The organism is Gillisia lutea (assembly GCF_021568705.1).
GTDB lineage: Bacteria > Bacteroidota > Bacteroidia > Flavobacteriales > Flavobacteriaceae > Gillisia > Gillisia lutea.
Genome location: NZ_JAKGTH010000008.1, coordinates 159,781 through 177,142 on the forward strand (window position 1 = coordinate 159,781; position 17,362 = coordinate 177,142).

Here is a 17,362-nt window from a genome sequence, read left to right on the forward strand (position 1 = left end):
TAATGTGTTTTGGTAGAATTTGGATTTTAGGTTTATTGCTATAAAATAAAACACAATAATATGGAATCAATATTTCAATTTGTTCAACTTGCTAAAAGTGAGCGTTTAGAAGAATTAACAGACGAAAAATTAAATAAACTTTCTAAAAAATACGATTGGGTAATTCGTGCCGAAGTATTTTTTAAAAAACAGGACGGACAAGAGCCCAAAGGATTTATTTGTAATATTAAACTTAGTGCTCCGGGACCTCAATTGTATGCTGAATCTAATGAAGATTCTTTTGAAGCTGCAGTTGCCGAAACAGTTAGAGACTTAGAACGACAGTTGGAAAAACGCAAAGCCCAGATGAATACACACTAGAATCTTCACAGGGAACTATAAAGAAATCCGCAGTAGAATTTATCTACTGCGGATTTCTCATTTTATAAATACATGAGAATTATAAGAGTCACCTCCTCTCCTTCTTTAACTAATTATTTAGTTAATAAGACGTGCCTTAAACTCATTAATAATACCCCCTTTTAATAAAATTTCTATCTGTCTATCACTTAGGGTATGAACAGTTTCAAATTCCAAAACCGAACCATCTGGTTTCTGAACTTTCACCACTATGTTTTTTCTAGCTTGAACGTCCCCCCTTAGGTTATTAAAACTAACCATATCTCCCTGTTCAATTTTATCATAATCGGAAATATCCATAAATTCTAAAGGTAGTATCCCAAAATTAACCAGATTTTGCCATGCAATTCTAGCATAGCTTTGTGCAATTACCGCTACCTGACCCAAATATTTAGGGGCAAGGGCAGCATGCTCTCGGCTAGATCCTTGAGCATAATTTTCTTTTGCTACTACAATGTGTCCTCCCTTATCCTGCTTTGCCAGCATTGCCCGGTCATAAAAAGTATCGTCAATCACTGTGAACGAGTACCTGCTTATCTCGGGTAAATTACTTCTAAATGGTAAGACCTCTGCTCCTGCTTTCAGAATCTCATCGGTAGAGATGTTGTCACCCATTTTTAATAGTACAGGAACAGTATAGCTATCAGATAAAGGGTCTATATGCGGTAAACTTTTTATATTCGGACCTTTTTTCAATTCAATATCAGATCCATCTTCCGGTGGTGTAACCAGCATTTCCATATTTATAATCTCTACCTCAGGACTCTCATACTGTGGATAGCTCATCCCATATAATTTTTCCAAATCCCTGGGATCGGTAATTTTGCCGGTTAAAGCTGAAGCGGCAGCGGTTTCAGGACTGCATAAATGTACCATATCATCCTCAGTACCAGACCTGCTTGGGAAATTACGCGGCATTGTTCTTAAACTGATGGTATTGGAGGCCGGGGCCTGCCCCATTCCAATACACCCCATACAACCAGATTGATGGAACCTGGCTCCAGCCTTGATCAAATTGGCAAATGCACGGTTATCAATCATATTCTGTATTATTTGGCGGGAAGTAGGATTCACATCAAAAGAGACATCACTATTTATACTCTTATCTTTTACTATTGCTCCCGCCATCCAAAAATCTCTCAATCCCGGATTTGCAGAAGACCCAATAACAACCTGATTTATTGGTTTTCCTGCTACTTCACTTACCTGTACCACATTCCCGGGACTAGTTGGCAGAGCAATTAAGGGCACGAGATCATCCAGTATAATTTCATCATTAAAATCATAAGTACAACCTTCATCGGCCATAAGTTCTATCCAGTCTTGTTCTCTTTCCTGAGATTTTAAAAAACGCTTCGTCTCGTTGTCACTAGGAAAGACAGTGGTTGTGGCGCCAAGTTCTGCACCCATATTTGCAATTACATGCCTATCCATAGCACTCAGGTGTTTCAGGCCATCTCCGTAATATTCTATAACCTTCCCTACTCCTCCTTTAACATCATACCTTCTTAGCATTTCCAAGATAACATCTTTTGCACTAACCCAATCTGGTAAATTACCGGTAAGTTTTACCCCCATAATACTTGGCATTTTCACAAAATAAGGTTGACCGGCTATGGCAGCAGCTACATCCAAACCTCCAGTTCCAATAGCTAACATACCTAAAGATCCGGCTGCACAACTATGGCTATCAGATCCCACAAGTGTTTTTCCGGGTTTTCCAAATCGTTCCATATGAACCGGGTGACTTACTCCATTTCCCGGCCTACTATACCAAATTCCAAATTTTTGAGCAGCAGAAAGTAGGAATAAGTGATCATCGGCATTCTTGAAATCGGTTTGAAGTAAATTATGATCTACATATTGTACCGCTACTTCGGTCTTTGCTTTTTTAAGTCCCATCGCCTCCAGTTCTAATTGAACCAAAGTTCCAGTGGCATCCTGTAATAGTGCCTGATCTATTTTTATACCTATTTCCTTTCCGGGAATCATTTCTCCGGAAAGAAGGTGCTCTTTAATTAATTTTTGGGTGACATTTAACTTAGACATTTTACTTAAATTTTATTCTTTAAATTAAAAATTTAAACTGAGGTAACCGGTAGCTTTAACAATACCTTATATCTGTGCTATTCGAGAAAACTATATTTTTAAATTTCGTATTACTTTCAAACTAATTAAACCTAACCAATAAACTATTTAAATGAATATTGTAATAAAGCGTGCACTTGTTGGAGGAATTGTATCTACTATTGTAATGGGTACAGGAGCATTTATCTTGGGAGAGCTATCTGGTTACAAGGCTAAAGAATTACTTTCTTCTTCCCTCTCAGGTATAAACATGCTATGTAACACTGTAATTTTGGGAGCTACCACAATTTTAGCGTTAATGCTTACCGTTTTTAGTTTGAGCCGATCTTCTAAGTCCAGTCTTACCACCGCACACTATAAAAATGTGCTTACTATGGCAAAGGCAGACACTATACTTATTATTGCTGCTATTATTACTTTTTTAATGATGAATCTACCCATTACTGAAAGTGATGAAGTTCCTAATTCATGGTTTGTAATCATTTATTATGTCACTTTAGGACTAGCCTCTATTTTAGGCGGTGGTTTTATAGCCATTGTAACCATGTTATATGGAACAATAGCCAGTATCATTTTAATTGTTGGAATAGGCGTGAAAAGCCATCCTATTTTGAAAGAAAAGAATGTGAACGATGCTATAGATCAAAAAGAAGAAGAACAAAAGGAGGAAGAAGCTCGAAACAATTAGAAATTAATCTATATAGAAAGGACTATTCGAAAACTATAATCAATTCATCAAACTGAATTTATTATGATCTTAAACTTTGAAAAATCAATTTAAATTGGGAATGATGCGAATATAGTTCAGGAATAGTCCTTTAGCTGTAATTATTTATTAAGCCCTGCTTAAACTATTTAGAATATCGGTTTGATCTCCTTCTTCTAAATTAAATCCGGGCTTCCCTTTTAACGGGAATAAATATGTAAACTCTTTATCAAACGCCCCCCAACTTTGAGAAAGACCAAAATCATCATTTTTACTATTCATAACCGGCCTGTTAAAAGTATTTTCTTCCATATCATAGCTGGTTCCATGTGCATCCTCACCGGTGAATAACATTCCATCATTAATATCTGAATGGATAAGTACAGAGCCTCCCCCATTCCCGGGAAGATCGTAAATAGTTAGACCAAAGTTCTTGAACACCTCATTCCTTAATGTAATGTCCTTAGTTTTATAATCGTCTCTAATCGAATTTCTTGGATGTGCATATATGCATGCCCCACCGGCATCTTCAGATAGTGTTTTTAAATCGGCATATGCATTCTTGGCTATAGAAGAATTGGATAGCAAAATTCCTTTAATACTGTAGCCATCTTTTACTAATGTTTTTACAGCTTCTTTAGTAGCTTCTTCTACTACATCAATCAATAAAATATCCTTTCTATTAATATGTCTTATGGCATAACCCTGATTAAATTCGCCATTATTTTCAGCACCCTTAATTATAAATGTGTCCGGAATAAGCTTGAGAAATTTCCCTGTTTCACCCTGTAAAATGTACTCAGCTGACTGGCTATGTAACACTTCCATTTTATCTACTGTCTTCATATGGTTATAGTTTTTAATTATACTTCAATTTACAACCGGGAGGATTTTTTACAAGCCTATTTAATATTGTTTAACTGGCTTTTAGCAGTTTGTTAACGCCAGAATATATGCGGAATATTTTCCGTGATGTGAGATGGAAAATTTGCTGCAAACAGGCTTTCCATTATGGGAGGCATAGGGAATAAAATTTTCGTTTTTCTGAATATTTAGTAGTTCCGGTTTAATATTTTGTTCTTCTGAAATCTTTGTGATAAGATGTGATTTAATACTATCTATTGATGACGTGTGATATTCAACAATATTAATTGATCTTTCTTGGGAAGCAATACAGTGCAGTTTATAAATACTTCTATGAACTTCGGTGTAATATAGGCATTCTCCAATATTAACAGTTCCAAGGATATAATTATCCCTGATATCATCCAATTTACTACAGTAATCTTTAGGATTAAACCTTCTAGGTAAATTAAATTTTCTTTGGTGCGCTTTATAACTAGCTTCTTTCATAGCCCATAACGCCCATACGAATAGCGCGGGGCTATCACTTTTTAATATAATTTCTTGCTCTTGGGGGGTATACAGTTTATCTAAAAAACCTTTACGCTTCCAAGTATGCTGTGAAGCGGCTACTTCCAGATCTATAATATCATTACCAATCACTCATTTCTCAGTTTACGTTGAATGATTTTTCTGGCATCTCCGGCTGTAAGCATCCCATTCATAGAATCGTTATCTATTTCAATTTTATATTCATCTTCAACATCTAAGATTACATCTACCAGGTTGGCAGAATTAATTTTAAGATCATTTAAAAAATCAGTAGTCTCATCAAAATCATTTAAGCCTTCTTCATTTTGAACATACGGAGTAACTATTTTTTTTAATTTTTGAAGAATTTCTTTATCGGTCATTTTCGTTTCCATTTTATTTGAAGCTTCTAAAGATTAGTTCACAAATTTTTTAAATAGTACAACTGCATTAACATCCCCAAAACCGAAACTTGCCTTGGCCAGAATGTTTAATTCTTTATTTAAAGTAGATTTAGGAATCTTTTCGGTATTAATTAATTTTGAAATCTCTGGATGAATATCTCCTGTATTTAAATTCCCGAAAATAAAACCTTTATCAAGTTGTAAGACACTTGCCACACATTCAATACTCCCGGAGGCGCTTAAACAATGACCGGTCATTCCCTTTAACGAATTAATATATGGAAATTCTTCATTACTTCTATTTAAAGCCCGTGTCCAATTTTCGACTTCCATAGCATCTCTACTGGTTGCAGTTAGATGACCATTAATAAGATCGACGTCTTTGGAAGAAATATTTGAATTTATAAGAGCCCTATTAATGCAGCGTTGCACTGCCTCACTATTAGCGGCGGTCATACTTCCTCCATTTCTCTGGCCCCCGCTATTAATTTCGCCTCCTAAAATTTCACCGTAAATATAGGCATCTCTCTCCTGTGCAGATTCGAGATCTTCTAATATCAAGGCTCCAGCCCCACTGCCGGGAACAAATCCTACAGCACTTTCGCTCATAGGCCGGGATGCCTGTTGCGGTTGGTTATTGTAATTACTAGGTAAAATGCGCATCGCATCAAAACCACCCCAAACATAGGGACCATGATCACCGCAGCTACCTACTAGCATTCTTTTAGCATTCCCTGCTTTAATGCGGTCATAGCCCATTAAAACCGCTTCCGTACCTGTGGTACATGCTGAAGAATTTGTAGTTACTTGATTTCCGCAACCTAATATTCCTCCCAGGTACGCACTTATACCACTTGCCATGGTTTGTAGTACACTTGTACTTCCTAATCTACGGGTATTTCCAGCATCTATCAAATGAATGGCTTCTCTGAATTTATCAACTCCCAAAATTCCGGTACCGAAAATAATTCCTGAATCCCAATCTGGTCTCTTATCTTCCGAAATTGTTAAACCAGCATCTTTCCAGGCATCGGTTCCAGCAATAACTCCGTAGATGATACCACTAGAATTTAAGCCGCGAAGTTGTAATGGAGTAAAATATTGATTCAGGATTTCATCAGAAATATCAGGCTTTCCACCAAGCTGACAGCAAAATTTCAAATCGGCCAGTTCCTGATGAAATGTGATACCACTCTTCATCCCTCTAAGTGCAGTTTCAAAATTGGTAACACCTATAGCATTAGGTGCTACAACTCCCAGTCCTGTTACTACTACCCTCCTCTTCATTAATTATCTTTCAGCATACCGGAGATGTTTCCTCTCGCGATTAAATTCTCGTCCCTATTATACATTTCCACTTTGCATTTCAACTTGTTGAATCTAAAATATAATTTGTGTGAAACTACTTTAACAGTTTCTCCGGGCTGTACCGCTAAGAAAAAATCTATTTCGGTACTAGTCATTGCTATTGCTGGAGTCTCATCGTTTTTTATTCCCAATAAATTTATTCCTAGACAAACCACACCAATTTGTGCCATGCATTCGGTTAATAGCACTCCGGGAGTAATCGGTTTATTTTTAAAATGACCTTTATAATAGTAAGCTTTTTCGGGAAAACAATAGTGTCCTATTACCGAATTTTCATCCAGATACTCAATAGAATCTACAAATAAAAAAGGTTCAGAATAAGGAAGCCTGGAAAGTATTTCTTGAAAATTCACAAAAATTATTTTAAATGTTCGCCCCCATTTACCGGGATGATCGATCCCGTAATCCAGCATGCCTCGTCTTTACTGAGCAGGTAGACCACATTAGCTACATCATTAGGAACTGTAAGTCTTTTAAATGGGTTGTGTTTAAGAGCATGCATTCTCAAAGTTTCATTATCTGGTATCATTTGAAAAGATCTGGTTACAGTAACTCCTGCCTGAATACAATTCGCTCTAATACCATGTGGAGCAAGCTCTAAAGCCATGCTTCTGGTAATGGCCTCCAAAGCCACTTTTGCGGCAGATACCGCTGCATAGTTTGCCCAGGCTTTTTTGTTTCCTTCACTAGTAAAAGATATAATTCTGGCGTCTTTAGCAAATAAACCTGCCTGAAACAAACCTTGTGTCCAATCGTACAAACTAATGGCCATAGCATCAAGCGTGAGTTGAAAATCAATATTCTCTAATATGGGTCCCTCCCCGGTCATAGGTTTTAAATTGCCTTTGGCAATACTGTGTACCAATGTTCTAACCTTACCTTCTTCTCCTAAAATCTCACTAATTTGTTGGATTAGGCTAGACCGTTTATCTTTTTGAATAGCATCAACATTGAAACTTTCTAATTTCACTCCGCATAACCTAATCTCTTCAAAAGCTTCCTCTATTTCTGGAATTTCCGAACGCCTGTCTCGGTGAATAATTATAATATTCATACCGTGTTTTGCCAGCTTTTTTGCTGATGCCAAACCTAGTCCGCTACTCCCGCCTAAAATAACCGCCCAATAATTTAGATCTTTAAATTCTTCTACCATTGTATTAAAATTCTTTGCGCCGAAAATCCGGGACCAAAGCTGAGCATCAAACCTTGCTGTCCTCTGTTAATGTCTTTATTAAGAAAGCGTTCTAAAACATATAAGACAGTTACACTGCTCATATTACCATATAAACGCAAAACCTCCCGGGTATCGTCAATATTCTTTCCTAAGATACCAAAAAGATCAGACACCGTTTGCACAATTTTCTTTCCACCCGGATGAAAGATAAGGTGGTCCACTTTTTCAATGGAGCTATTATTTTTTTCAAGGAAAGGATGGATTATAGCCGGAAAGTGATTTGCAATCGTCTCGGGAACTGTCTCATCTAAGATCATTTGCAATCCATTATTAGTAAGATCGAAGCCCATTAAATGGGTTGCATTGTAAAAATGATACATTTCTTCTCCTATAATCTCAGGGCCATCTGCATTTTCTTCTGAAGAAAGTAAGACACAAGCAGCTCCATCACCAAATATTGCGGCGCTAACCATATTTGCCATACTAAAATCATCAAGCTGAAAAGTGGCTGTTGGACTTTCAACTGCTACCACCGCAGCTCTTTTCCCGGGATTGGCTTTTAAAAAATTATAGGCATAAATCATTCCTGAAATTCCTGCTGCACACCCCATTTCTGTTACCGGCAACCTTGTAATATGTTTATCTAAGTTCAGATCATTAATTAGGTAGGCATCTAAAGACGGAATCATAATTCCGGTGCAGCTAACCGTAATTAAATAATCTAAAGAATTGGGTTCCCATTTAGAAGCGACTAACGCAGTCTTTAAGACTGTGGTACCTAATTTTTTGACTTCTCGTATATAGATATTGTTCTTATCTTCAAACGAGGTAGCCGTAAAAACCTCTTCCGGAGCCATAATAGAATAGCGTCTATCTACTCCCGCCCCCTCAAATATCTTCGTTATTTTACGCTTAAATCGTTCTTCCTTATCTCCCAGCCAATTTTCTACAAATGGTAATATTTCCTTAGTCTCTCTGGAATATATTGGCAGTTGTTTCTCAACTTGAACAATTTTTACGCTCATAATGTATGTTGTTTTAATATAACCCACTGATACCTAAATGCCCATTTCCAAGAGATATGGTGAGTGGCATTAGTAAGAGAGCTAGATAATTGCTGTAAGTCATATTTTTTAAAACCTCTTAAAATTGAAATTAAACCATCTTTTCTAGCTATTTCATTATTTATGAAAACTTTACAAAAAGCCTGAAATAAAACATAGGCTAATCTGCTTCGGTGCAAATCGTTTATAACTATTCCCAACTTAGATTGGTTATGAAAATTTTGAAGGAGGCTAATAATTTCTGATTCCTTGAAATGATGGAGGGTTAAAGTGCATAACACAATATCGAATTCCATTTGCTGAAACTCCTCACTAAAGATATTAAGCGTATAAAAACCAATCCCCGGGTATGAGGCCGACAATCTCTTCGCAATTTGTATAGCATGGGTATTTGCATCAATCCCCACTAACTTTATACTGATATCCGATTTACGAGCCCATACTGCTATCTCTCTGAGAATTGCGCCGTTACCACAACCCACATCAACAACCTTTATCTCCTCGTTTTGAGGAAATTCTTTAAGAATATGTTTTATTCCATTTAAAGTAATAGCATTTCCACCTAACCATTTATTTATTGTATCCAGATCGGACAAGGTTTTTTCTAACTCCGCTCCCTGCAGATCAAAGTCGTCCATGATCTCTGTTTCCTGAGTTCTTTTTAAAGTGTCTATATTTATCATAAAATTGGACTCCCGTGAGTTTTATTAATAATTTTTGGAAGCAGGCCCGGAAATGCCTTTATGAAACTTTGAGAAACTTCAGCCATTCCGGGATTCAAAAATATTTTTTGTAGTACTCTTCCCGTTCTAAGCCTTGAGCTAAATTCATTCAGCCATTGTTCTCTATAACTCTTTTCCACATCTTCTCTTTTTGACTTTGCTGAAGTATAAAAGTATAAAATACTTTCAGAAGCTATCTTAGCGCTATGTATGGCCATTGCCATTCCATTTCCACATAATGGATGTATTAAACCTGAAGCATCACCTAACATAAGTATATGATCATAAATTAAAGATTTTTTAGTGAAAGATATCTGCGCAATACTCAGTTCTTTGTCAAATAAGCTGGTTGCCGAATTAAAAAAAGATCGGAGATGCGGATTTTCACATAGAACTTCTTCCTTATATTTTGAAGGATTCTTAAATTCTTTAAAACTCTTATAGGTTGCTAAATAACATACATTGATTGCCTCTGTCTCGGTTTTAGAAATTCCGCAATAACCACCCTTAAAGTTATGTAATGCTACCGTATCATCTGGAAAGTCATCATGTACGTAATGAGATTTAATCGCCAGCCATCCTGATTTATTAGTAATAAAGTCGCGGTTTAAATTTTTATCTATATTAGAACGCTTACCGAATGCCCCCAGAACAAAATCGGCTTCAAAATTATACTCCTGGTGAGTTTTAACCTTAAATCCGGAACCCATAAATTGAATATCGATGGCAGTATCTTGTAGGATAATTACGCCTAAATCTTTTGCTTTTTTAAATAAGTAATAATCTAAATTATATCGGCTAATCCCGAGTCCTCTCAACTCTAAAGATGAATTTATCGTTCTGCCCGAGGCAGTGCTAAATGAAAATTTATTTAATAGAGATGGTTGTAAGGATAGTACATCTATTCCCAGCCGTTGTAGATATGGGAGACATTCTCTAGATAAATACTCGCCACATACTTTATGATGAGGGAAACTTTCTTTTTCTATAAGAGTAACTTGAATTCCCGAACTAACTAAATGAATGGCTGCCGTTAATCCGGCAAGACCTCCCCCTATAATTACAACCTTTCCGTTTTTCACATCTTGAAGATACTTAAAAACAAAAAAATCCCGAGAAATTCTCGGGATTTAACATCTATATTTATATAATTATTATTCTTGTTGTGTTGCCTGTTTAGCTTCTTCTTTTAGTTTTTCATTGGCTACAATTGCAAGTTCTACTCTTCTGTTTTTCGCTCTTCCATCAGGAGTAGTATTGTCATACTTAGGTTGGGTTTCTCCATACCATTTGGTATCAAATCTACCTTTCACTATACCTTGACTTACCATATAATTAGTTACGGCCTGCGCACGGTTTTTAGACAAAGTTAAATTGTAGGAATCACTACCTGTATCATCTGTATGTCCTTCAACTAAAATATCTGTGTTTGGATATTCCTTAAAGATATCGGCAAGTTTATTAAGAGTCTCTTGAGACTTTGCATTAATATTATACTTTTCAGTATCAAAATAGACCCCACTGCTTTCATCAAATGTTACGTTTATACCTTCACCAACACGCTCTACTTCTGCTCCTGGTATTTCTTGTTCAATTCTCTGCGCCTGTTTATCCATTCTATTACCAATGTAGCCCCCGGCTGCTCCACCTACTACACCTCCAATAATTGCTCCTAGCGCTGAATTACCATCACCTACGTTATTACCAATAATACCACCAATTACTGCTCCACTACCGGCACCAATCACAGCACCTTTTTGTTTGTTATTTGCATTTCTTGTTGCTTCACATCCGAAAAGGAGTGTTGCTGCAAAAGCAAGAGCAATAAACTTATTTGTTTTAATATTTCTCAATTTCATAATATTCTATTTTAAAGTTTAGTAAAGTTCATGCGTATCACAAAAGGTTTACCTTCTAGCGTTACGGTTTGTTCCCATATCATGGTTGTTTCGGTAAGGGAAACAAGATTTATTCTAAAACCTTGATTTCCAGTTGTAGATTTATGTTTCTCATCTGTAGGTTTCAATAAGAAATCGAAAGTACCTACCGGTGTATTTTCTTCGTCTATAGACCATACGAAATTACGCTTCCCGGCACTACAGTTTGCCCCTTGAACGGTGTAAAACCCAGTATTATTATTTGAAACAAAACTCCAATTACTTCCTTTAAAGCAATCTGCAGATGCATCATTAAATAATGTTACATTAAATGTTCCAGTACTTTGGGGATAGGTAACACTATTAAGAGACCAGTCTCCTTTAAATGTTTTACGTGCCTCTGTAGCAACTTTACTTGGTCCGCATGAAACTATTAATAATGCGGCACTAAGTATAAATAAAATCTTCTTCATAGTTTATAAATTAGGGTGAGTAAAAAAAATCCAATTCACTTTCAACTACTGAAATGAACTGGATTTAAAAGGTCAATTATCTTCTAAATATTCTGCTTATCAACGAAATTACAAGTAAAACGATAAAGATGTAAAAAATGATTTTGGCTATGTCTGCAGAACCTTCCGCTATGCCACCAAATCCGAAGACAGCAGCTACTAAAGCAATGATTAGAAAAATAACGATTAGTCGTATCATAATAATAGTTTAATTGATTAGTTGAAACTAAATTACTCTAGGTTTCAACTTCCAACAAAAGATTATTAATTATTTAACAAAGACATTGTTAAGAACTCTTAAACTATCACTCTTACTGCCAATGTTATGCTAATATGATAGTAATGCTTCTAATTTTTCCTTAATACGATTTTTTGGCAAGTACTGATTTTCAAGACTAGCTGCAAATGGGATAGGTGTTTCCATACTTCCCAATCTCATAACTGGAGCATCGAGAAATTCAAAACAGGTTTCAGCTATCATGGCAGAGATATCTGAAGCTATGCTTCCAAATAAAGAGTCTTCAGTAATAATTAGTGCACGACCTGTCTTTTTCACACTTCTTAATATTCCCTCTTTATCCAGAGGTTGGAGGGTTCTTAAATCTAACACATCGGCATTAATTTCAGGGAAGTCCACTAAAGCTTCTAATGCCCAATGTACAGAAGCTCCATAGGTTATAATACTTAACTGGTTACCTTCTTTCAGTAATGCTGCTTCTCCAAAGGGAATGGTATAATAATTAGTAGGAACATCTTGCCGTATACTCCTGTACAGTGCTTTATGTTCAAAAAATAATACTGGATTTGGATCATTTATCGCCGAGTTTAGAAGTCCCTTAGCATCTCTGGGAAAAGCAGGATAAACAACTTTTAGACCCGGTGTTTTCGTGAACCATGCTTCATTAGTCTGACTATGAAATGGTCCGGCTCCCACTCCGGCTCCACAAGGCATTCTAACTACAACATCTGCAGGTTGATTCCACCTGTAATTAACCTTCGCCAGATAATTTACTATAGGATTAAAGCCTGAGCTCACAAAATCGGCAAATTGCATTTCTACAATTGCTTTCATCTTATTAATAGAAAGTCCCATGGCTACGCCCACAATTCCCGATTCACAAATTGGAGTATTCCTGATTCTCTCCTTACCAAACTCTTCTAAAAAACCCTCTGATATTTTAAAGGCTCCGCCATATTCTGCAATATCCTGCCCCATCATAACTAAATTTTCATGCTTATGAAAGGATTGTCTAAGAGAGTGTGCTATTGCATCAATAAACCGGATATTTTCCACATTTTCTTTTTCTTCAAAATGCTGATAGTCATGCTCTGAGTAAACATCATTTAATTCTTTTCTTTCATCAGGTGTTATACTATCTTCTTCAAATGCCAACCTTAAATTTTTATCAATTTCAGCTTTAATTGTAGTGTGATATTCCCTATCCACTTCTTCAGAGAGTATATTTTCATCAAATAAAAAAGACCTGTAATTGGAAATAGGGTCCTTAAGCGCCCATTCATCCATTAGCTCTTGAGGAACATATTTTGTTCCACTAGCTTCCTCATGACCACGCATTCTAAAGGTTATAAATTCTAAAAGAACAGGTCTTGGGTTTTGTCTTACACTTTCGGCTATTTCAGAGATTTTAGTAAATACCTCTAATATATTATTGCCATCAATTTGATGTGCATCCATTCCATACCCTATTCCTTTGCTCACCAAATCCTTACACCTATATTGCTCACTGGTTGGCGTTGAAAGTCCGTAGCCATTATTTTCTATGCAAAAAAGCACCGGCAGATCCCATACCGCAGCAATATTCAATGCCTCATGAAAATCCCCTTCACTGGTTCCACCTTCTCCCGTAAAGACTGCAGAAAGCATGGGCTCTTTTCTAAGTTTGTGGGCTAAGGCAATTCCGTTGGCCACCCCCAATTGTGGACCTAAATGAGAAATCATTCCTATTATATTGTATTCCTGGGTACCAAAATGAAAGCTTCGATCTCTTCCTTTTGTAAACCCATTTGCTTTTCCCTGCCATTGGGAAAATAACCTGAATAAAGGAATTTCACGGGAGGTAAAAACTCCTAAATTTCTATGCATAGGTAATATATACTCTTCCTTTTTAAGTGCTTCAATCACACCTATAGAAATAGCTTCCTGCCCAATACCGCTAAACCATTTGGAAATTTTCCCCTGTCGCAATAAAATCAGCATCTTTTCTTCGATTAATCTTGGTTTTAGCATAGCTCTATAAAGCTGCAATAACCTCTCATTTGAAAGACCTGATTTATTGTAATTTATGTTGGAAAAACTTGTTACCGATGATTTCATAAAAAGTAAGAATTGATAACCAAATGTAATTAAATTTAATACTATCCGTATATCGGCAAAGAAAAATATAAACTCCATAATTTTTATTTAACTTTGTATGTTAACTAAGATAAACACACCGTAAAATGGCAATGAATAATATACCTAGTGTAGATTTAGCTGATTTTCTTTCTGATGACCCTAAACGCAAGCAGAAATTTGTTGATGAGATTGGTAAAGCCTACGAAGAAATTGGATTTGTTTCGCTGAAAAATCATTTTTTAAGCGATGATCTTGTAGATGATTTATATAAAGAGGTGAAATCCTTTTTTGAGCTTCCATTAGAAACTAAAAGCAAATATGAAATTGAAGGTCTTGGAGGCCAAAGAGGTTATATTTCTTTTGGAAAAGAACACGCAAAAGGAAAGAAAGAAGGAGATTTAAAGGAGTTTTGGCATTTTGGACAAGAACCGTCGGCAGATGCAAATTTAAAGGACGAATATCCACCAAATGTACAGGTGGAAGAATTGAAAGATTTCAACCACACGGGAATGGAAGCCTATCGCATGCTTGAGAAAACTGGGATTTATGTTTTGCGTGCCTTAGCTTTATACATTGGATTAGATGAATTTTATTTCGATCACTGGGCTAGCAATGGAAACAGTATTTTAAGACCTATTCACTATCCTCCTATTACTGAAGAACCTAAAGGTGCTGTAAGAGCAGGAGCACATGGAGATATTAACCTGATAACCTTATTAATGGGTGCTTCTACAGGTGGTTTACAGGTATTGCGTAAAGATGGTGAGTGGATTGATGCTATTCCTGAGGAGGATGAGCTTGTGATAAATGTGGGAGATATGCTGGAACGTCATACCAACAATAAGCTTAGATCTACTATACATAGAGTTATTAATCCGCCACGCGATCAATGGGGAAAACCAAGATATTCTATCCCTTTCTTTATGCACCCAAGAAGCGATATGCCTCTTAATAGTTTAGAACAGTGTATTACAGAAGAAAATCCTAAACAGTACGAAGATATTACTGCTGGTGATTTCTTACATCAGCGTCTTGTAGAAATAGGATTGATAAAAAAATAGATTATGGCCAAGAAAAAGTTAGGATTGGAAGATCTTGGCGGCTTTGTATTCTCCACCGACGATGATTTTGACGGTGGAGAATATAATCAGGAATCTGAGGAACAAACTCCACCTCCAAATCAACAAAGATTAGAGGCACATTTCAGCAATAAAGGTCGCGGAGGCAAGATCGTTACCGTGATAAAAGGTTTTGAAGGAAAAGATGAAGATCTAAATATCCTTGGTAAGCAACTGAAAAAGAAATGTGGTGTTGGAGGATCTGTTAAAAATGGCGAAATTATTATCCAGGGAGATGTCCGGGAAAAAGTGATGCAGTTTTTAAAAGAGGATGGCTACAAGGTAAAACGCGTAGGTGGTTAAAAGGTACATTTGAATAGGATGCTTAATCTCTCTTTATGTCAAAAAAACTGCATATTACCAATGGTGATGTTTTCACCCAGAGTATTTTAGATTTTAATCTTGGCGGAGAGATTATAACCTGGAAAGAAATGTTATGTGAGGGTCCTACTTCTTATTTATTGGGAACTCCTGAATTTATTAAGCTGAGAACCAATTTTCTTAATGAATTCTATTCCATCTCTCCCACTCAATACAAAAAGCAATTCTTAAGTGAACTTAACAGACTCACAGCACTAACTGATTACACGGAAGTTATACTTTGGTTTGAATTCGATTTATTTTCTCATATCAATATGCTCGCAGCTATTAGCCATTTAATGGAAAATAAGGTGAAGGTTCCCTTCTATCTTGTTTGTAGCAGAAAACTGAAAGGTGAAAAAGAATTCAATCCTCTTTCAAAATTATCAGATAAAGATCTAAAGAACCATTACGATAATCGAATTCTTCTAGATCAGGAAGATCTTGAAACGGCCAATTTAATCTGGCAACTATATAACGAAGATAATCCTCAGAAATTAAAAGGGCTCATTAAGAGAAACACCAATTTTGAATATCTCTCCAGTTGTATTCGTGCTCATATTGAACGCTTTCCCAATTCCCGAACTGGTTTAAATGCATTGGAAAAGAATGTTTTAAATCTTATTCAGAAAAACTCTATAACCAGCATCAACCAATTAATGGGATACGCTATGGAGTATCAGGGTTATTTTGGATACGGTCATAGACAAATCGAGCGTTTACTTCATAAACTGGAAGCTTTTTATAAGTTTGAAGACAACAAAATCGTACTTAGTGCGGAAGGCGTTCAAGCTATAGAAGGAACAAAAAATTTCTATCGTCAATTAAAAAATGACGATTATTTGGGAGGTGTTAAAATGTACGATTTTCTATACGACTCCCAATCACACAACATTTTAAAATTATAACATGAGTTTAAAGGCATCAGAATTTATTCAAAATAAAGATGGTAGCGTATATCACTTAAATTTACTACCCGAGCATTTAGCTCCCACGGTTATTACGGTTGGTGATCCAGATAGGGTACAAAACGTTACCAAATATTTCGAAAAAGTCGAGTTTTCAATTCACAAAAGAGAATTTCATACGCAAACAGGTTACTATAAAGGAAAACGTATAAGTGTTATTTCTACCGGCATAGGGACCGATAATATCGATATCGTATTTAATGAATTGGATGCCTTGGTAAATATCGATTTCACTACCAGAACCGTAAAAAAGGACCTTACTTCTTTAGATATTATTAGAATTGGTACTTCAGGGTCTATTCATGCCGATATTCCTGTAGATGCCTTTCTTATCTCAGAAGCTGCAATTGGGTTTGACTCTTTATTGCATTTTTATGACAGTGCCCCAATTCAGGACAAGGATTTCTCAAAAGCGCTAGTTTCACATCTTAATTGGCCTTCCCAAAACGGACTTCCTTATTTTGTGCAAGGTGATACTGATCTTGCTTCTAAGTTTAAAGACGGCTTTCATAAAGGTATTACTCTTACCAATTGCGGATTCTACGGTCCACAAGGTAGAATTTTAAGATTACCTGTGGGAATTCCGGGCTTGAATGATAAACTTGCCAGTTTTGAATACAAGGGTAAAAAAATAACAAATTTAGAAATGGAAACGGCCGGTATATATGGCCTCTCCAAATTATTAGGACACCGCGCGCTCTCTGCTAATGCCATTATTGCTAATCGAGCCACAGGAGATTTCAGTAACAATCCAAAAGAGACCGTAGATAGATTAATTCAAACCACATTAGAAAGAATTATAAGCTCATAAAATCTATCTTATTTAACAGAATATTAAATTTAAGGCCTCACTCATCTTTGTATTTTTGAGG

Annotated in this window: 20 protein-coding genes; 6 read left to right on the plus strand and 14 right to left on the minus strand. The window is 36.2% G+C overall.

Annotation, left to right across the window (positions count from 1 at the left end):
- Positions 1–60: 60 nt before the first annotated feature.
- Positions 61–360: an HPF/RaiA family ribosome-associated protein gene (locus L1I30_RS07880; protein ID WP_236133734.1), complete on the plus strand. Its 300-nt coding sequence runs from the start codon at positions 61–63 to the stop codon at positions 358–360.
- A gap of 117 nt (positions 361–477) precedes the next feature.
- On the opposite strand, the gene L1I30_RS07885 is transcribed toward L1I30_RS07880, so the two are convergent.
- Positions 478–2,448 carry an aconitate hydratase gene (locus L1I30_RS07885; RefSeq protein ID WP_236133735.1) on the minus strand — a complete coding sequence of 657 codons (1,971 nt, stop codon included), beginning with the start codon at positions 2,446–2,448 and terminating at the stop codon, positions 478–480.
- 151 nt (positions 2,449–2,599) lie between these two features.
- Between L1I30_RS07885 and L1I30_RS07890 the strand changes: the two genes are divergently transcribed.
- The gene (locus L1I30_RS07890; protein ID WP_236133736.1) at positions 2,600–3,175 is read left to right on the plus strand and encodes a hypothetical protein; all 576 of its coding nucleotides are present in this window, start codon (positions 2,600–2,602) and stop codon (positions 3,173–3,175) included.
- 147 nt (positions 3,176–3,322) lie between these two features.
- Here L1I30_RS07890 and L1I30_RS07895 read toward each other — a convergent pair whose 3' ends face one another.
- The 13 genes from L1I30_RS07895 to L1I30_RS07955 all read right to left on the minus strand — a co-directional run bounded on the left by L1I30_RS07895 (position 3,323) and on the right by L1I30_RS07955 (position 14,023).
- A complete protein-coding gene (locus tag L1I30_RS07895) occupies positions 3,323–4,039 on the minus strand; it encodes a hypothetical protein (RefSeq protein WP_236133737.1) in 717 nt (238 codons plus the stop codon).
- Between the two features lie 81 nt (positions 4,040–4,120).
- On the minus strand, positions 4,121–4,699 hold the full coding sequence (locus tag L1I30_RS07900) for a 4'-phosphopantetheinyl transferase superfamily protein (RefSeq protein WP_236133738.1): 579 nt from the start codon (positions 4,697–4,699) through the stop codon (positions 4,121–4,123).
- Positions 4,696–4,950, minus strand: a complete 255-nt coding sequence (locus L1I30_RS07905; protein WP_236133739.1) for an acyl carrier protein — start codon at positions 4,948–4,950, stop codon at positions 4,696–4,698. Before L1I30_RS07905 ends, L1I30_RS07900 begins: the two co-directional genes overlap by 4 nt.
- Before the next feature lie 33 nt (positions 4,951–4,983).
- Complete coding sequence (locus tag L1I30_RS07910; protein ID WP_236133740.1) at positions 4,984–6,258, minus strand: beta-ketoacyl-[acyl-carrier-protein] synthase family protein; 1,275 nt, start codon at positions 6,256–6,258, stop codon at positions 4,984–4,986.
- Entirely contained in the window at positions 6,258–6,752 is a 495-nt protein-coding gene (locus L1I30_RS07915; protein ID WP_236133741.1) for a 3-hydroxyacyl-ACP dehydratase FabZ family protein, read from the minus strand. The genes L1I30_RS07910 and L1I30_RS07915 overlap by 1 nt, the downstream gene beginning before the upstream one ends.
- The gene (locus L1I30_RS07920; protein WP_236133742.1) at positions 6,698–7,492 is read right to left on the minus strand and encodes an SDR family oxidoreductase; all 795 of its coding nucleotides are present in this window, start codon (positions 7,490–7,492) and stop codon (positions 6,698–6,700) included. Before L1I30_RS07920 ends, L1I30_RS07915 begins: the two co-directional genes overlap by 55 nt.
- On the minus strand, positions 7,486–8,538 hold the full coding sequence (locus L1I30_RS07925; RefSeq protein WP_236133743.1) for a type III polyketide synthase: 1,053 nt from the start codon (positions 8,536–8,538) through the stop codon (positions 7,486–7,488). Before L1I30_RS07925 ends, L1I30_RS07920 begins: the two co-directional genes overlap by 7 nt.
- Positions 8,535–9,260 carry a methyltransferase domain-containing protein gene (locus L1I30_RS07930; RefSeq protein WP_236133744.1) on the minus strand — a complete coding sequence of 242 codons (726 nt, stop codon included), beginning with the start codon at positions 9,258–9,260 and terminating at the stop codon, positions 8,535–8,537. Before L1I30_RS07930 ends, L1I30_RS07925 begins: the two co-directional genes overlap by 4 nt.
- Positions 9,257–10,381, minus strand: coding sequence for an NAD(P)/FAD-dependent oxidoreductase (locus L1I30_RS07935; protein WP_236133745.1), 1,125 nt, complete (start codon positions 10,379–10,381; stop codon positions 9,257–9,259). Before L1I30_RS07935 ends, L1I30_RS07930 begins: the two co-directional genes overlap by 4 nt.
- A gap of 72 nt (positions 10,382–10,453) precedes the next feature.
- Entirely contained in the window at positions 10,454–11,158 is a 705-nt protein-coding gene (locus L1I30_RS07940; protein WP_236133746.1) for a YiaD family glycine zipper/OmpA-like lipoprotein, read from the minus strand.
- An 11-nt stretch (positions 11,159–11,169) separates the two neighbouring features.
- Entirely contained in the window at positions 11,170–11,649 is a 480-nt protein-coding gene (locus L1I30_RS07945) for a lipocalin family protein (protein WP_236133747.1), read from the minus strand.
- 76 nt (positions 11,650–11,725) lie between these two features.
- Complete coding sequence (locus tag L1I30_RS07950) at positions 11,726–11,887, minus strand: DUF1328 domain-containing protein (RefSeq protein WP_236133748.1); 162 nt, start codon at positions 11,885–11,887, stop codon at positions 11,726–11,728.
- Between the two features lie 129 nt (positions 11,888–12,016).
- Complete coding sequence (locus L1I30_RS07955) at positions 12,017–14,023, minus strand: alpha-ketoacid dehydrogenase subunit alpha/beta (RefSeq protein ID WP_236134027.1); 2,007 nt, start codon at positions 14,021–14,023, stop codon at positions 12,017–12,019.
- Positions 14,024–14,154: 131 nt separating this feature from the next.
- Here L1I30_RS07955 and L1I30_RS07960 point away from each other — a divergent pair, with 131 nt between their 5' ends.
- From L1I30_RS07960 to L1I30_RS07975, 4 genes are read left to right on the plus strand one after another with little or no spacing between them, the layout of a single operon-like run.
- Positions 14,155–15,105, plus strand: a complete 951-nt coding sequence (locus tag L1I30_RS07960) for an isopenicillin N synthase family dioxygenase (protein WP_236134028.1) — start codon at positions 14,155–14,157, stop codon at positions 15,103–15,105.
- 3 nt (positions 15,106–15,108) lie between these two features.
- Complete coding sequence (locus L1I30_RS07965) at positions 15,109–15,465, plus strand: translation initiation factor (RefSeq protein WP_236133749.1); 357 nt, start codon at positions 15,109–15,111, stop codon at positions 15,463–15,465.
- Between the two features lie 35 nt (positions 15,466–15,500).
- A complete protein-coding gene (locus L1I30_RS07970; RefSeq protein WP_236133750.1) occupies positions 15,501–16,430 on the plus strand; it encodes a DUF1835 domain-containing protein in 930 nt (309 codons plus the stop codon).
- A gap of 1 nt (position 16,431) precedes the next feature.
- Complete coding sequence (locus tag L1I30_RS07975) at positions 16,432–17,301, plus strand: nucleoside phosphorylase (protein ID WP_236133751.1); 870 nt, start codon at positions 16,432–16,434, stop codon at positions 17,299–17,301.
- The last annotated feature ends 61 nt before the right edge of the window (positions 17,302–17,362 follow it).

Excerpts from the sequence above, each read along its gene's own strand:
- L1I30_RS07890 (WP_236133736.1), top strand. The coding sequence starts at position 2,600 with ATGAATATTGTAATAAAGCGTGCACTTGTTGGAGGAATTGTATCTACT.
- L1I30_RS07940 (WP_236133746.1), bottom strand. The coding sequence starts at position 11,158 with ATGAAATTGAGAAATATTAAAACAAATAAGTTTATTGCTCTTGCTTTT.
- L1I30_RS07930 (WP_236133744.1), bottom strand. The coding sequence starts at position 9,260 with ATGATAAATATAGACACTTTAAAAAGAACTCAGGAAACAGAGATCATG.
- L1I30_RS07910 (WP_236133740.1), bottom strand. The coding sequence starts at position 6,258 with ATGAAGAGGAGGGTAGTAGTAACAGGACTGGGAGTTGTAGCACCTAAT.
- L1I30_RS07970 (WP_236133750.1), top strand. The coding sequence starts at position 15,501 with ATGTCAAAAAAACTGCATATTACCAATGGTGATGTTTTCACCCAGAGT.
- L1I30_RS07915 (WP_236133741.1), bottom strand. The coding sequence starts at position 6,752 with ATGCTGGATTACGGGATCGATCATCCCGGTAAATGGGGGCGAACATTT.
- L1I30_RS07880 (WP_236133734.1), top strand. The coding sequence starts at position 61 with ATGGAATCAATATTTCAATTTGTTCAACTTGCTAAAAGTGAGCGTTTA.
- L1I30_RS07945 (WP_236133747.1), bottom strand. The coding sequence starts at position 11,649 with ATGAAGAAGATTTTATTTATACTTAGTGCCGCATTATTAATAGTTTCA.
- L1I30_RS07955 (WP_236134027.1), bottom strand. The coding sequence starts at position 14,023 with ATGAAATCATCGGTAACAAGTTTTTCCAACATAAATTACAATAAATCA.
- L1I30_RS07960 (WP_236134028.1), top strand. The coding sequence starts at position 14,155 with ATGAATAATATACCTAGTGTAGATTTAGCTGATTTTCTTTCTGATGAC.
- L1I30_RS07925 (WP_236133743.1), bottom strand. The coding sequence starts at position 8,538 with ATGAGCGTAAAAATTGTTCAAGTTGAGAAACAACTGCCAATATATTCC.
- L1I30_RS07975 (WP_236133751.1), top strand. The coding sequence starts at position 16,432 with ATGAGTTTAAAGGCATCAGAATTTATTCAAAATAAAGATGGTAGCGTA.
- L1I30_RS07895 (WP_236133737.1), bottom strand. The coding sequence starts at position 4,039 with ATGAAGACAGTAGATAAAATGGAAGTGTTACATAGCCAGTCAGCTGAG.
- L1I30_RS07885 (WP_236133735.1), bottom strand. The coding sequence starts at position 2,448 with ATGTCTAAGTTAAATGTCACCCAAAAATTAATTAAAGAGCACCTTCTT.
- L1I30_RS07965 (WP_236133749.1), top strand. The coding sequence starts at position 15,109 with ATGGCCAAGAAAAAGTTAGGATTGGAAGATCTTGGCGGCTTTGTATTC.
- L1I30_RS07905 (WP_236133739.1), bottom strand. The coding sequence starts at position 4,950 with ATGACCGATAAAGAAATTCTTCAAAAATTAAAAAAAATAGTTACTCCG.
- L1I30_RS07950 (WP_236133748.1), bottom strand. The coding sequence starts at position 11,887 with ATGATACGACTAATCGTTATTTTTCTAATCATTGCTTTAGTAGCTGCT.
- L1I30_RS07920 (WP_236133742.1), bottom strand. The coding sequence starts at position 7,492 with ATGGTAGAAGAATTTAAAGATCTAAATTATTGGGCGGTTATTTTAGGC.